General features: G+C 63.4%; 12 protein-coding genes. 2 read left to right on the top strand and 10 right to left on the bottom strand.

What is annotated here, in order from left to right; all coding sequences use genetic code 11:
• Window positions 1-6: 6 nt before the first annotated feature.
• On the bottom strand, window positions 7-1,095 hold the full coding sequence (locus ACP7C5_RS09070) for a hypothetical protein (protein ID WP_426263996.1): 1,089 nt from the start codon (window positions 1,093-1,095) through the stop codon (window positions 7-9).
• 119 nt (window positions 1,096-1,214) lie between these two features.
• Here ACP7C5_RS09070 and ACP7C5_RS09065 point away from each other — a divergent pair, with 119 nt between their 5' ends.
• On the top strand, window positions 1,215-1,865 hold the full coding sequence (locus tag ACP7C5_RS09065; RefSeq protein WP_133186267.1) for a response regulator transcription factor: 651 nt from the start codon (window positions 1,215-1,217) through the stop codon (window positions 1,863-1,865).
• Here the strand turns inward: ACP7C5_RS09065 and ACP7C5_RS09060 are convergent.
• From ACP7C5_RS09060 to cyoA, 9 genes are all read right to left on the bottom strand, one after another.
• Window positions 1,862-2,629 carry a response regulator gene (locus ACP7C5_RS09060; RefSeq protein WP_426263995.1) on the bottom strand — a complete coding sequence of 256 codons (768 nt, stop codon included), beginning with the start codon at window positions 2,627-2,629 and terminating at the stop codon, window positions 1,862-1,864. The genes ACP7C5_RS09065 and ACP7C5_RS09060 overlap by 4 nt on opposite strands.
• 32 nt (window positions 2,630-2,661) lie before the next feature.
• Complete coding sequence (locus ACP7C5_RS09055; protein WP_426263994.1) at window positions 2,662-5,769, bottom strand: PAS domain S-box protein; 3,108 nt, start codon at window positions 5,767-5,769, stop codon at window positions 2,662-2,664.
• 12 nt (window positions 5,770-5,781) lie between these two features.
• On the bottom strand, window positions 5,782-6,585 hold the full coding sequence (locus ACP7C5_RS09050) for a GAF domain-containing protein (RefSeq protein WP_426263993.1): 804 nt from the start codon (window positions 6,583-6,585) through the stop codon (window positions 5,782-5,784).
• 222 nt (window positions 6,586-6,807) lie between these two features.
• Window positions 6,808-7,200: a hypothetical protein gene (locus ACP7C5_RS09045; protein WP_322162414.1), complete on the bottom strand. Its 393-nt coding sequence runs from the start codon at window positions 7,198-7,200 to the stop codon at window positions 6,808-6,810.
• Window positions 7,201-7,613: 413 nt separating this feature from the next.
• Window positions 7,614-8,324 (bottom strand): Crp/Fnr family transcriptional regulator, encoded by a 711-nt coding sequence (locus tag ACP7C5_RS09040; protein WP_426263992.1) that lies wholly within the window; start codon window positions 8,322-8,324, stop codon window positions 7,614-7,616.
• A gap of 127 nt (window positions 8,325-8,451) precedes the next feature.
• Window positions 8,452-8,832 carry a cytochrome o ubiquinol oxidase subunit IV gene (gene cyoD, locus ACP7C5_RS09035; RefSeq protein ID WP_189675907.1) on the bottom strand — a complete coding sequence of 127 codons (381 nt, stop codon included), beginning with the start codon at window positions 8,830-8,832 and terminating at the stop codon, window positions 8,452-8,454.
• Entirely contained in the window at window positions 8,829-9,464 is a 636-nt protein-coding gene (gene cyoC, locus ACP7C5_RS09030; RefSeq protein ID WP_426263991.1) for a cytochrome o ubiquinol oxidase subunit III, read from the bottom strand. Before cyoC ends, cyoD begins: the two co-directional genes overlap by 4 nt.
• Before the next feature lies 1 nt (window position 9,465).
• Complete coding sequence (cyoB, locus tag ACP7C5_RS09025; protein ID WP_133186253.1) at window positions 9,466-11,460, bottom strand: cytochrome o ubiquinol oxidase subunit I; 1,995 nt, start codon at window positions 11,458-11,460, stop codon at window positions 9,466-9,468.
• Complete coding sequence (gene cyoA / locus ACP7C5_RS09020) at window positions 11,457-12,563, bottom strand: ubiquinol oxidase subunit II (RefSeq protein ID WP_426263990.1); 1,107 nt, start codon at window positions 12,561-12,563, stop codon at window positions 11,457-11,459. The genes cyoB and cyoA overlap by 4 nt, the downstream gene beginning before the upstream one ends.
• Before the next feature lie 223 nt (window positions 12,564-12,786).
• Between cyoA and ACP7C5_RS09015 the strand changes: the two genes are divergently transcribed.
• Entirely contained in the window at window positions 12,787-14,136 is a 1,350-nt protein-coding gene (locus tag ACP7C5_RS09015) for an MFS transporter (protein WP_426263989.1), read from the top strand.
• The last annotated feature ends 30 nt before the right edge of the window (window positions 14,137-14,166 follow it).

Below are 14,166 nucleotides of genomic sequence, written 5' to 3'. Positions count from 1 at the left end.
TCATCCTCAATTGATGCGGGTTTTGAATTCGACGGTGTGGGTCGTTCCGGCAGTCTGCGCGCCCAGCGCGACATCGATGCCGGCGCTCGACGCAGTCCCGACGTCGGCGTCGGCGGCATCCGACAGAGTGGCGCCGTCGAGCGTGAGCGAGCTCGCCTGGTAGCCGGTGCCCGCGGGTATCGCGTCGATCACATGCAGGCCCGCAACGCTGCCCGAGCCCGTCACGGTCGAAACCAGACGCCAGGTGATGATCGATCCCGGCACGGCGCGTGTGCCCCCGAACGGATCGGTCACCGTTGCCGACTTCACCAGGTTGACGGTCCCGCGGCTGACGACAAATCCGCTCGTACCCTCCCGCAGCGCGTGGGTCGCGCCTACGACGGCGTCGCCGCCGCCCGTGCCCTGCGCGGCAAACAGGGTTCCCGGCGCCCCGCTGCCGGTCGTTGCCGTAGCGCTCAACCGGACGAGGCCATGCTTTGCATCAAGAGCGTCGGCCGGGATCGAGGAGACGACGAAGACGGTGACGCCGCTTTCCGGCGCCAGCACCGGCGTTGCGCCACCCGCTGCGACCACCGCATCGACCCCCGGCTCGTACTGGCCGTTGCCGTTCGTATCGATCGCGAGCTGGGTGATGGTGGGATCGAACGCGTTGCCGGTGACGGTCCCGACAGCCGCCAGTGCGAAGCTTTCCTCACCGTTGCCCTTGTTGGTGACCGTGAAGGCCAAGACCTGCGCCGCGCTCCCCGCCGTCGTCGCCACGTCGGCCGTTTCCCGCGCCGCCACCGCCACGTCGAGCATCTCATCGACGCGGATCGAGACGGTGTTGGACGTGATCGTCGCTTGCGTCCCGCCCTCGGGATAGGTCGCGGTCGCGCTGTTGTTGATGATTGTTCCGGCCTTGACGCCTTCGGCGTGGACGGGAGACGCGAAGACCAGCGTCAGCGCGGTCATCGCGACCGCGGGAATGCCAGCGCAGCGGGGCGTCGAAGCGGGCAAGAAGGAGGTGTTTTTTGTCATAGCCAGGCCATTCACGGCCGAACCCGTTAAGCCTATCTTGCCATCCGGCGGCTTCATCCGAAAAGACGAGATCGCCAAACCGATGACTAATCCTTTCAGATCAGCGATAGACACATTAGCGGTACGGCTGCGGATTCTTGCCGGAACCGCCGCAGTTGGATCGATAAACGAGTCGTTACCCCGGGGCCCAGAGACCTATGACAACGCCACCCTCGATCCTTGTCGTCGACGACCATCCGATTTGCGCAGCGGCGCTATCCATGGCTTCACGCGCGGTCGATGGCGAGGCGGTCGTGACGACGGTAAGCACCATGACGGAAGTCGAGACCGCGCTGCGGGAAAGGCGTTTCGACCTCGTCTTGCTCGATCTGATGCTGCCGGACGTGAACGGACTTTCCGGGCTCGCCATGGTGCGCTCGCTTTCGTCGGCAACCCCTGTCGCCATCGTTTCAGGTCGCGACGACATGACGACGATCCGGCAAGGCCGCGGCCTGGGCGCGAAGGGCTTCATTTCGAAATCTGCCGAAATCGACGAGATGATTGCGGCGATCAGGGTGATTCTGGCGGGTGGCCAGTGGTTCCCCGATGCCGCAATGGCGGACGGGGCGGGAACCGAGCACGAAGATCTGGCGCGACGCCTCGGGGAGCTGTCGACCGCGCAACTCCGCGTGCTGCGGGCGATTGCGGGCGGGCAGCAGAACAAGCAAATCGCCTACGAGCTCGGGCTGGCCGAGCCGACGATCAAATCGCACCTCGCGGCGATCTTCCGCAAGCTTGCCGTCGGCAACCGGACGCAAGCCGTTCTTGCCTTCCAGGCGCTCGAAGCGCGCGGCGACGAAACGCCCTAGGAGAGAGGATCCGAGAGCGACACTGCGGCATCTTCGGACAGGACGCTTTCGATCGCTTCGCGCGTCGCTCTGCCCGTCGCCGCCAGCTGGTTGCTCCTATCGCTGCGATCGTCGGGAGCGCGTTCGATCGTGCGGCACATTTCGGCCAATCGCGCCGCACCAACGGTCGTTGCCGCGCCTGCCAGCGCATGGGCTTCTTGCGCGACTCGCGCGCGATCGCCCGCTTCAAGCGCTTGGACGAGGGTTTGGATCGACTGATCCAAGGTGTCAGCCATCATGCCAAGCAAGACGTGCGTATCGTGCAGCCCCAGCGACGATCGCAGTGTGCTCAGATAATCGATATCGATCAGCGGTTCGGCCTCGGCGCCGCTCCGATCGACGATGGGCTGCACCGCATCCGCTTTCTGGAGAAGCTCGCCGACGATGCGCAGCAAATCTTCCACTTTGAAGGGTTTGCGAAGATACGCGCTTGCGCCTGCATCCATCGCGAGCCGGGCGTGCCAATCGCTGCGGCGCGCGGTGAGCATGAGCACCGGGATCGCTTGAAACCGCGGCGAAGCGCGCAATTCCTGCAAGATCGGCAGCCCACCTTTTCCGGGTAGCGCGCAATCGAGAATGATGAGATCCGGATCGTTTTCCCAGAGACAATCGATCGCGTCCAAACCATCCGCGACGGGAATGACGGTGTGCGCCGCGCTTTCCAGCGCCCGCGCAACGATTTCTTGTACCAGTTCGTCATCCTCGACAATTACGATCGTCGCCATCCATCTTCCTTGAAATGTGGTGCAAGCTCGGCTCACCCGACCGCTGGATCCGGTCTTCGCAGCCGTGTCATTCCAGCGCTTAGAAACGCCAGCTTTTCCGGGACGGGAAGCCGCGCCAGCGTCTCGGCGAATTCGGCAGTGATTTCGCCCATGCCGTCGTCATCGAAGAACCCCGCACTGCCGGCGAGCTTGTGGAGCTCGTCCTGCAATTCGTCCGCGGTCTGCGGATCCAAGTCTCCGACCGCGACGACGGTCTCGATCCTGGCGATCAGGCGGTCGGTCCGATCCGCGAATTTCTTTGCGAGCGCGCTGCTGACTCGAAATGGAGCGGCATCCCCGGGTGCCGGATCTGGCGCACGCCGGTATTTCTGGATCACGGCGCGAAGGGCGTCGATCGTAATCGGCTTGCTGAGATGATCCTGCATCCCGGCTTTACGACACATCTCGATGTCCGACTCATAGGCGTTGGCCGTCAACGCAACGATCGGAAGCATCGCGGCATCGATCCCCGCGGCCCGGATGCGCTGCGTGGCGTCGACGCCGTTGAGCGTCGGCATCTGCATATCCATGAGGACCAGATCGAACGCCTCGCCCGACCTGATCATCTCATCGACGGCGGCCACGGCGACGGCACCGTTTGGCGCGATGGTGGTCTTGCACCCGAGCCGAGCCAACATCGCCTTGACCAAATGCTGATTGATCTCATGATCTTCGGCAACCAAGATATGCAAGCCCAAGTCAGACGAGATGGCATCGCTCTGCTTCGCCTGATCGGCAGTGCGTGCAATTCGTGCCTGGTCTTCGGCCACGCGGAGCGGAAGCGCGAGGGTCAGCGTCGTGCCGACGGCTTTCGTGCTGTTGAGGGTCAGCGTTCCGCCCATCAGCTGCGCCAACTCCGCGCTGATGCTGAGGCCAAGCCCGCTCCCGCCGAACCGCCGCGCCGTGCCGTCCTCGGCCTGCACGAATTTCCCCATAACGGCAGCCTGCCGGTCCTCGTCGATGCCGATACCCGTGTCTTCGACACTGAGCGAAAGCATCGCGCCCTGCACCTCGGCCCGGATCGTGATCGATCCGATCGTCGTGAACTTGATCGCATTGCCGAGCAGATTGAGGATGATCTGCCGCAAGCGCAGCCCATCGCCGATGATGTTCGAGGGAACGCCGTCGGCCATCGAGAAGGTGATCGGCAGCGATTTCCCGAGCGCGAGCGGCGCCATCAGTTTGATGCACGCGCCGACGAGATGTGGCAGGTCGACCACATCGTGAAAGATGACCAACTGCCCCGCCTCGATCTTCGTCAGATCGAGAATGTCGTTGAGCAAGCGCATCATGGCGGTGCCGGAGTCGGCGATGAGTTCGACCTTGCGCCGCTGGTCGGGGGTGAGCGGATCCGCGAGCAGCAACTCGGTAAACCCGAGCACACCGTTCATCGGCGTCCTGATTTCGTGGCTCATATTGGCGAGAAAGCTCGTCTTCGCCTCGGCAGCGCCCTCCGCGGCGGCGAGCGCGCGCTCGAGATCGAGTTCGAGGCGCTTGCGTTCGGATATGTCGCGCACCGAAACGATGATTTCCGAAGGCAATCCCGTCGCAGGATCTCGCACCAAGCCGCTGTTCGCCTCGAGCCACACCCAGATTCCGGGCCGGTCAATCGGCTCGGCCCGATACGCGACGATCAGTTGATCCTGATCCCCCGTTGCAAGCCGCTTATACTGCGCATTGACCCGTGCTGCATCCTCGGGATGGAATCTGGTCAACATGTTCCGGCCGATGAGGCCTGCGGGATCGACGCCAAGCAACCTGGCGACCGAAGGCGACGCGTAGATGCACGTTCCGTCGAGGCTTAGCCGAAATACGGCATCGGTGGCGTTCGCGGCCAACAGGCTGAGCTGCTCCTCGCGCTCGCCGAGCGCCTTCTCCGCCAGCTTGCGCTGGGTGATGTCAATGTTGACGCCGATATAGCCCACCAGGCTGCCATGCTCGTCAATCTCGGGTTCGCTGATCACTTCGACCCAGCATGTGCGACCATCGCGGTGCTGAAAGCGAAATTCGCTCCGCAGACCGATACGCTGTTCGACTGCGCCGATCCAATCCCCGAAGAGCCGATCCCGATCATCGGGGTGGATTGCCGACGCCCAACCGCTCCCGAACGCCTCGGCTTCGACCAACCCCGACAATTTCAGCCATGCGTCGTTGACATAGGTGCAGTTGCCCGATGAATCGGTTCGGAAGATGCCCGCCGGCGACAGGCTGGCTAGCGTCTCGAAAAGGCGTTTGCTCTCGGCAAGGTCGATCTGCGACTGACGCTGTTCGGTAATGTCGATGACCGCGCCGATGAACCCCGTCAGGCTACCTTGGTCGTCGAATTCGGCGCTGTTGACCGTTTCGACCCACATCTCTCCGCCATGGGCGCGCTTGAACTTCGATTGGCGGACGCGGACTTCGCCCGGAACGAAGCCGATCCATGCCGGCCGCTCGATAAAGGGCGTCGGATCGGCCAAGGCCCGCATCCACCCATTGCCCAGCGATTCCTCGAAACTGAGACCGACCTTGGCGACCCACTCGCGATTGACGTAGGTGACGTTGCCGTCGGCGTCGGCCCTGAAAATGCCGATCGGGGCCGATTCTGCCAGGCGCCTGAAGCGCGTCTCGCTGTCCTCCAGCGCCCTCTTCGCGGTTACGCGCGCCGTCACGTCTCGCACCGAGTCCGAGATTTCGAGCAGCTTGCCCGCGCGATCCCAATGGAATTTCGGACGCGCTTCGAGCCACCGCGCCTCGCCCGCCTTGGTGAGCGCGCGATATTCGATCGTCCGTCCGTCCCCCGCGGCCGATGCCGCCCTGAACGCTTCGGCGACGCGCGCGTGATCATCCGGATGCATGAACGCAAACGGGGTTTTGCCGATCAGGTCGTCGGGTGCGTAGCCGAGCAAATCGGTGACCGACGGGGAAACGTAGCGAAAGATGCCGTCTGCCCCATAGAGCGCGATCACGTCGCTGACATTGTCTGCGAGCAGCCGGTAATGGCGCTCGCTCTCGGCGACGCAGGCGGCGGCCAGATGTTGCGCGGTAACGTCCTGGAATACGCCGAAGAGCGACGTCGTTTTGCCGCTGGCATCGGCGGAGCACTCGGCGCGCGCGATCACGTGACGGATTTCTCAGTCGGGCCGGCGGATCCGCAATCCGAAATCATACCCTTCGCCGGTTTCGACCGCGTTCGCGACGAACCGCGTCAGCGTTTCGCGGTCGTCCTCATGGTATAACTTCTGGATTGCCTCATAGTCCGGGACCGCTTGGGAAACCGGAAGACCGTGGATTCGGAAGACTTCGTCAGACCAGATGACTTCTTGTGCAACGAGATCGAAGCGCCAGTGGCCGACGCCGGACATCGCCTCGGCGGTCCGTAACAGGCGGTTCTGCTCGTCGAGGATCGACCGTGCCTTCGACAGTTCGAGCTGGTCGACGACCAGTTGCGCAAGCGACCGAAGATAGTCGATATCCGCCTCGCTGGGGCGCGGCCTGGGCTCCGTATCGATGACGCACAAGGTGCCGAGATTGTGCCCGTCCGACGTCGTCAGGACAGCCCCGGCATAAAAGCGGATAGCGGGCGCGCCCAAGACCAGCGGGTTGGTGTCGAACCTGGCGTCGGCAAGCGCGTTCTCGACCACCATGACCGAGCCGGGAGCCAGATTGATCGCATGATCGCAAAAGGCCCAATCGCGCGGCGTCTCTCCGACGTCGAGGCCAATGCACGCCTTGAACCACTGGCGCTGTTCGTCGATCAACGAAACCAGCGCGATCGGCGCCTTGAAATACCCCGCTGCAAGCTTCGCGATCCGGTCGAAACGGTCTTCGCGCTCTGTTCCCAGAATGGCGTGTTCTCGAAGCGAGGCGATCCGTAAATCTTCGGCCGTCGGTATCATCGGGTTTGGCATAGCGACGTTTGAAGCATCGGGCGCCATGAGTCTGTGGTCGGATATGGCGTCGCGGCGCCGCCGGGACTGCGCCTATTCATCGCCTTGTCAGGAAGGTGCCGCATACTCGCCCCTACGGATAATTACCTAACGACGTGCCGATAAATGGTTAACAAATCATGCAACTGCATGTCTTGCCGGATGCACCGGGTTGGTGAGCCAAGGCCGCCCCTGTGTACGCCCCCCGCGTACATACGATTTTACGCCGATTTACGGCGGCGGCGATATCACCGCCACGGTCGCATGGGAATTGATGGCGAACGATTGACCGGCAAAGAGCCGTGCGTGTTGGACGAATTCCTCGACAGCACCAGCGAGCTTCGAGGCAAAGACGGCTTCGGTCAGCTGCACACCAGCATAAAGCTCCACCTCGACCAGACAGTCGATCAAGCGAAAGGCACCGACACGGGCGGTCGCGTTTCGTAGCAAATGCGCCTCTTGACGGGCGCCCTTCAAGTCACCCGCGCCGATCAACAGATGGAGCCGGTCTCCGATCTTTTCGGTCCAGTCTGCGAGTTCGGACAACAAGGCATTGCGACCTGCAGCGCCGACGGATCGATCGAGCTCGGCGATCAGATCGTCGTCAAAAACAAGCGCGTTCAACGCTGACGCACAATCGATGCGAAGGTCAGCTGGATCGGCCCCTGGACCAGGCGCGTCTGAATACCTCCATCGACGTCTTTGAACGATCTGTTAAGCATAGCTGACGGAACTTGCCGACAACCTCTAAGCGGCACAATCATACATTCGGATGCACATCTCGGTCCGACCGAGCGAGCGTTCGATGATTGCGGGCGCGGTCCAGGCATCTTCGGGTTGCCGGCACCGCAACGCCGTCGGCTTCGCGGAGACCTCGCCAAACGCATCGGTCATCCATGCGCGTAACCGAGTGAAGATCGGATACATTGCGTCCATGCCCCCCGGATCGAGGAGCGCGAGCGACCATACCCCCGGGCACCCTGCTCGGCAGCGACCTGAGATCGCGCGCGGTACGATGACGCCGGTACGCCAGGCCGCTAAGCAGCGACCGCCCGCGCTTCCAGTCCGATCGAGTCCGTGATCGTGATCGCGCGTCCGCCGGGAAGCCGAATAATCCCGGCCGCCTTCAAATGGGTCATCTGCCGGCTCACCGTTTGAATGGTGAGCCCCAGGACGTCGGCGATCTGTCCGCGCGACAAAGGCAAGTCGAAGGTCACCGGGGCGTCGTAGGTCGCCCTGCATCCGCTCGACGCTGTGCGTGAGGTCATGTCGATCAAAAACCCTGCGACCTTTTCAGCCGCCGATGTCCGGGCCAGCGTCCACATCTGCCGACGGGCAACGTTCAGGGCTGCCAATGTGCGCTGAAGCAACAAGCGCTCCATCCCGGCCTGATCGGTCAGCAGCCGCTCGAATGCTCTGCGCGGATACACACATAACTCGGCATCCGTCATCGCCGTGATCGTGAATTCAGCGCGCCCTGGGTAGGGCTGCCCGACGAAATCGGCTGGGTACAGCAGCCCGACGATCTGCTCACGACCCTGCGTGGTGCAGGCGACGAGCTTGAGCACGCCGGACAGCAAATTGCCGCAGATGGTGCTTTCGTCACCGGCCCAGATCACCGTTTCGCCACGAGAAACGCTTTTATACCGTCCGATCGTATCCAATGCCGCGCGTTCGCTGCGCATCACGCTCGCGCACACCCTCGAGTCGGGTGCCGTATCATCGGCGCAGATATCCATGCTGAGCATAGGAAGTTTCATACGCCCACGAGATGATAAACCTGCATCAATTCGGCACAGCTAGGTATATGCCGAAGGCGTCAGGCAGGTAGGCCGCGCCGCGAACGAGGCACCCGCGCGCGGGTGGCGTCCGCGGTCAGTGCGCCGGGATCACCAGGCCGCCAGGCATCGGCATTGGCATCATGTTGGCATTGAGGTGATACATCACCCAGATCGACCCGGCGATCGTCAACACGACGATCACCGTGGTGAACAGGAAAGCGAGCAACGTCCAGCCGCCTTCGGACCGCGTGTCGAGATGCAGGAAGCAAAGCACGTGAACGATGATCTGGGCAAAGCCCATGGCGAAGATCAGCGCCGCTGTCGTCTGCGCATCGTGCAGCACTCCGGACATCACCAGCCAGAACGGCACCGCAGTCAGGATGATCGCGAGGATCGTGCCGATGCGGTAGCCCCGCTGGCTGTGGCCGGACGTGGCGCCATGTGCGGTTTCTGGCGCGATCGAGGGCTGGCTCACCGGAGGACTCCAAACAGATAGACGAAGGTGAAGACACCGATCCAGATGATGTCGAGGAAGTGCCAGAACATCGACAGGCAGATCAGCCGGCGCTTCATCGGCTGGCTGAGGCCGTGCTGCCCGAGCTGAACGAGCATGACGCCGATCCACAGCAGCCCGACCGTGACGTGCGCGCCGTGCGTGCCGACGAGCGTGAAGAAGGCCGAGAGGAAGGCGCTGCGCTGCGGCCCTGCGCCTTCGGCGATCAGCGTCGAGAATTCGTACAGTTCGATGCCGATAAAGCCAGCGCCGAGCAGGCCGGTCACCGCGAGCCAAAAGCGGGTCGCGCCGACCCGCCCGGCTTCGATATGCGGCATCGCCTGGCCGAAGGTGATTGATGACGCCAGCAGCAACGCGGTGTTGAGCGCGACGAGCGGCAGCTCGAAGATCTCATGCGGCATCGGCCCGCCGGCATAACTCGTCCTGACCACGCCGAACATCGCGAACAGCGACGCGAAGATCAGCGCGTCGCTCATCAAGTAGATCCAGAAGCCGAGCACGGTGGCACCGTTGCCGACGGAATCGTGATCGTCGTCTTCGGCCAGGTGCCAGCTCGGCGCGGCGTCGCTCGGGAAGCGCGTGTGGTCGGTCATGTCAGGCTCCCACGGCCGGCTGGTGGCGCTTGCTCTCGGTCAGCGCGACCTCGTCCGCCGGAATGAAATAGTCGCGCGCGAAGTTGAAGGTATGCGCCACCGCGACGACGATCAGCCCGGCGAAGCTCAGTGCGGCGAGCCACCACATGTACCACACCATGCCGAAGCCGAGGCTGAGCGCGAGCCCGGCCAAGATGATTCCGGCGCCGGTGTTGCGCGGCATGTGGATCGGGCGATAGCCCCCGGCGGGCCGCTCGTAACCGCGGCTCTTCATGTCGTACCACGCATCGAGATCGTGGATCACCGGGGTGAAGGCGAAGTTGTACGCCGGCGGCGGCGAGGTGGTCGACCATTCGAGCGTACGGCCGTCCCACGGGTCGCCGGTCAGATCGCGCAGCTGATCGCGCTTCACGAAGCCCATCACGATGCTCATCACGAAGCCTAGGATGCCGACCAGGATGATGAGCGCGCCGATCGCGGCGACGATGAAATAGGGTTGCAGCGTGGGATCGTCGAAATGGTTCACGCGGCGCGTGGTACCCATCAGTCCGACGACGTAGATCGGCGTCCAGGCGACCCAATAGCCGATCACCCAGCCCCAGAAGGCGACCTTGCCCCAGAACTCGTCGAGCTTGAAACCGAACGCCTTGGGGAACCAATAGACCATCCCGGCGAACAGCCCGAACACCACGCCGCCGATGATCACGTTGTGGAAATGCGCCACCAGGAACAGCGAATTGTGCAGCACGAAATCGGCGGGCGGGATCGCCAGCAGCACGCCGGTCATCCCGCCGACCACGAAGGTCAGCATGAACGCCACCACCCACATCATCGGCAGTTCGAAGCGGATGTCGCCGCGGTACATCGTGAACAGCCAGTTGAAGATCTTGGCGCCGGTCGGGATGGCGATGACCATCGTGGCGATGCCGAAGAAGCTGTTGACGCTCGGTCCCGCACCCATGGTGAAGAAATGGTGCAGCCAGACGAGATACGACAGGATCGTGATCACCACGGTCGCATAGACCATCGACGTATAGCCGAAGAGCCGCTTGCCGGTGAAGGTCGAGGTGATTTCCGAATAGATGCCGAATGCGGGGAGGACGAGGACATAGACTTCCGGGTGCCCCCAGATCCACACCATGTTCCAATACATCATCGGCGAACCGCCGAGCTCGTTGGTGAAGAAATGCGTGCCGATATAGCGATCGAGCATGAGCAGGAAGAATGCGGCGGTCAGTGCGGGGAAGATGGCGATGGCGAGCACGTTCGAACACAACGCCGTCCAGCAGAACACCGGCATCTTCATCATCGTCATGCCGGGCGCGCGCATCTTGATGACGGTGGCGACCATGTTGATCGCCGACAGCGTCGTGCCGACACCGGCGATCTGCAGCGACCACAGATAGTAATCGACCCCCGTTTCGGGGCTGTACGCCAGCCCGGCGAGCGGTGCGTAGGAGAGCCAGCCGGTGCTGGCGAACTCGCCGACGAACAGCGAAATCATCACGAGGACCGCACCCGCCGCGGTCAGCCAGAAACTGAGATTATTGAGGAACGGAAAGGCCACGTCGCGCGCACCGAGCTGCAGCGGCATGACGAAGTTGACCAGGCCGACCACCAGCGGGATCGCCACGAAGAAGATCATGATCGTACCGTGCGCGGTAAAGATCTGATCGTAATGATGCGCCTCGAGGAAACCCTGGTTGTCGCCGAATGCAATCGCCTGCTGTGCGCGCATCATCAGCGCATCCGAAAATCCGCGCAGCAGCATGATGATGCCGAGGATGACGTACATGATGCCGATCCGCTTGTGATCGACACTCGTGAACCATTCGGTCCACAGATAGCCCCACAGCCGGAAGTACGTCAGCGCGCCGACAAGCGCGAGGCCGAGCGCCGCGACGACGATGAACGTTCCCAGCAGGATCGGTTCGTGCAGCGGAAACGATTCCCAGGTCAGCCGCCCGAAGATCGATTTGAGAAGATGATCGCTCATGAAAGTCCCGATGCTTGGGGATCAGACCGCGCGGTGCGAAGCGCACCGGGGGCGAGGAAAGGCTGCGTGGCCGACAGATCGCGATTGCGCGGATCGCCTTGGTTGCGCTCGCCGGGTGCGCCGGGTTTGGCCGGCTTGGTGACGTTAGGCCCCGTGCCCTTGTCCTCGGGGGCCTTGAAGAGCGCCGGAGTCGGCGTGGTGCCATGCAGCGGCGCGGCGCTGCGGCCCGCAACATCGCCCCGACTGCGCGCCATGTCGCGGCGCATCACGTCGATCGTGCACGGCGCACCCGGGGCGACGCAGCGATTGACCACCCGGTCGAACAAGCCCGGCATGACCGACCCGAAATACAGCGCTGGCACCTTGATGCTGGGTTTCTCCAGCGCGCCATAATTGGCCGCGGCGAGCGTGCCCTTGCTGGCCTTCACCCGGGCGACCCAGCGCGCGAAATCCGCCGGTGCCATGCCGCGCAGCTTGAAGCGCATCTCAGTGTGACCGCGACCGGTATAATTGCCCGAATAGCCCCAGCTGTCGCCGGGCTGGTTGAGCACCGCGTTGAGCACGGACTGCATGCCCGGCATGGCGTAGATCATTCCGGCCATCGTCGGCGCGTAGAAGGTGCTGAACTGGCTCGTCGCGGTGATCGAAAAGTGTACCGGCACGTCCACCGGCAGCGCCAGTTCGTTGACGGTGGCGATGCCCTGTTCGGGATAAATGAACAGCCATTTCCAGTCGAGCGCGACGACCTGCACCTCGAGCGGCTTGGTGTTGGGCGCGATCGGCCGGCCCGCCGACAGCCGCTCGAGCGGGCGGAACGGATCGAGCAGATGCGTGCTCGTCCACGTCACGACACTGAGCGCGATGATGATCAGCAACGGGCACGCCCAGATCACGAGCTCGAGCGTGGTCGAATGGTCGAAATTGGGATCGTAGACCTTGTTGGGATTGCCGCGCCGGTACCGCCAGGCAAACAGCACCGTCAGCACCATCACCGGCACGATGATCATCAACATGATCCCGGTCGCGAACAGGATGAGGTTGCGCTGTTGCAGGGCAATATCACCGGTCGGGTTCAACACCACCATGTTGCAACCGCTCAGCAATGCCGGAATCCCTAGGAGGGGAAGGCGCAACGCCGTGCGGATGCGATCTGATGATGTGCTGCCCATGCCCGACGCGTAGCCGCTGATCGACTGCCGAACTTTGTCCGCGATCAAAGTTTTGCGGTTTGTGAATCGCTATGGCGGGACTGTCGGCATCGCTGATCGATCACGGCGGCCGCCGCAGTCGCTGCCAAACACGACTGAGCAGATAGGACGGAACGCGATGGTAGGGACGGCACTCGACGCGGGGAACTCGACCCCCTTGGAGCGCGATGCGCAGCTGATCAACGCGCGCGACCATCAGGTCCGACCGGGCGACATCGCCGTCGGGGTGATCATCGGGCGGTCGTCGGAATTCTTCGACTTCTTTGTCTTTGCGATCGCGTCGGTGCTGGTCTTTCCGTCGGTCATCTTCCCGTACGTCGATGCCTTGACGGGCACGCTCTATTCGTTCGCACTCTTCGCGCTTGCCTTCATCGCACGGCCGATCGGCGCACTGGCCTTCATCTGGATCGACCGCAAGCACGGCCGCGGCGTCAAACTGACCGCCGCGATGTTCCTGCTCGGCGGATCGACCGCGGCGATCGCCTTCGTCCCCAGCCACGCGCAGGCCGGCGCCTGGGCGGTCATCCTGCTGGCGCTGTTCCGCATCGGGCAGGGTTTCGCGCTCGGCGGCACCTGGGACGGCCTTCCGGCACTGCTGTCGCTCAACGCCCCCGCCGGGCGCCGCGGCTGGTTTGCGATGATCCCGCAGCTAGGTGCCCCCGTCGGCTTGTTCGTGGCCGCCGCGGTCTTCGCGTATCTGCTCAGCGCGCTCAGCACCGCTGATTTCCTCGATTGGGGCTGGCGCTTTCCCTTCTTCGTCGCCTTTGTGATCAACGTGGTGGCGTTATTCGCACGACTGCGGCTGATCTCGACACCAGGGTTCAAGCAGCTGTTCGAAAGCCGCGAGCTGCAGCCATCGTCGCTTTCCGCGCTGGTTCGCGAAGAAGGGGGTACGGTCGTGCTCGGGGCGTTCGCGCCGCTGGCGAGCTTCGCGCTGTTCCACCTCGTCACCGTATTCCCCTTGTCGTGGTTCGTGCTCACCTCGGGGGAGCCGCCGGTTCGCTTCCTGGTGATCGAGCTGGTCGGTGCGCTCGTCTGCCTCGTCGCGGTAACGCTGTCCGGCGTCATCGCCGACCGGGTCGGCCGCCGCACCTTGCTCGGCGTCTCCGCCGCGCTGATCGCCGCTTACAGCGGCTTTGCCCCGCAACTGCTCGGCCGCGGGGCGGCGGGCGAATGGACGTACATGATGCTGGGCTTCGTCCTGCTCGGCCTGTCGTTCGGCCAGTCTTCGGGGGCGGTCAACGGCAGCTTCTCGCCCCGGCACCGCTACACGGGCGCGGGCACGACCGCGACCGCATCCTGGTTCATCGGCGCCGCCTTCGCACCGCTTGCGGCGCTATGGCTGGCGAGCACGTTCGGATTGATGTCGGTTGGCGCCTATTTGTTGTCCGGGGCGCTCTGCACGCTTGCAGCGCTTGCGCTGAACCGCGATTGGGCACGCAAGCATCCCCGCCAGATGGCGCAGTAAGGTGCGCTAGCGCGATACGCCCTGCGCGGC

The sequence above is a fragment of the Sphingomonas sp. PWP1-2 genome, from assembly GCF_049898305.1.
Taxonomy (GTDB): domain Bacteria; phylum Pseudomonadota; class Alphaproteobacteria; order Sphingomonadales; family Sphingomonadaceae; genus Sphingomonas; species Sphingomonas glacialis.
Note: the sequence above shows the minus strand (reverse complement) of the source record. Positions and strands in the feature narration are given on the sequence as shown.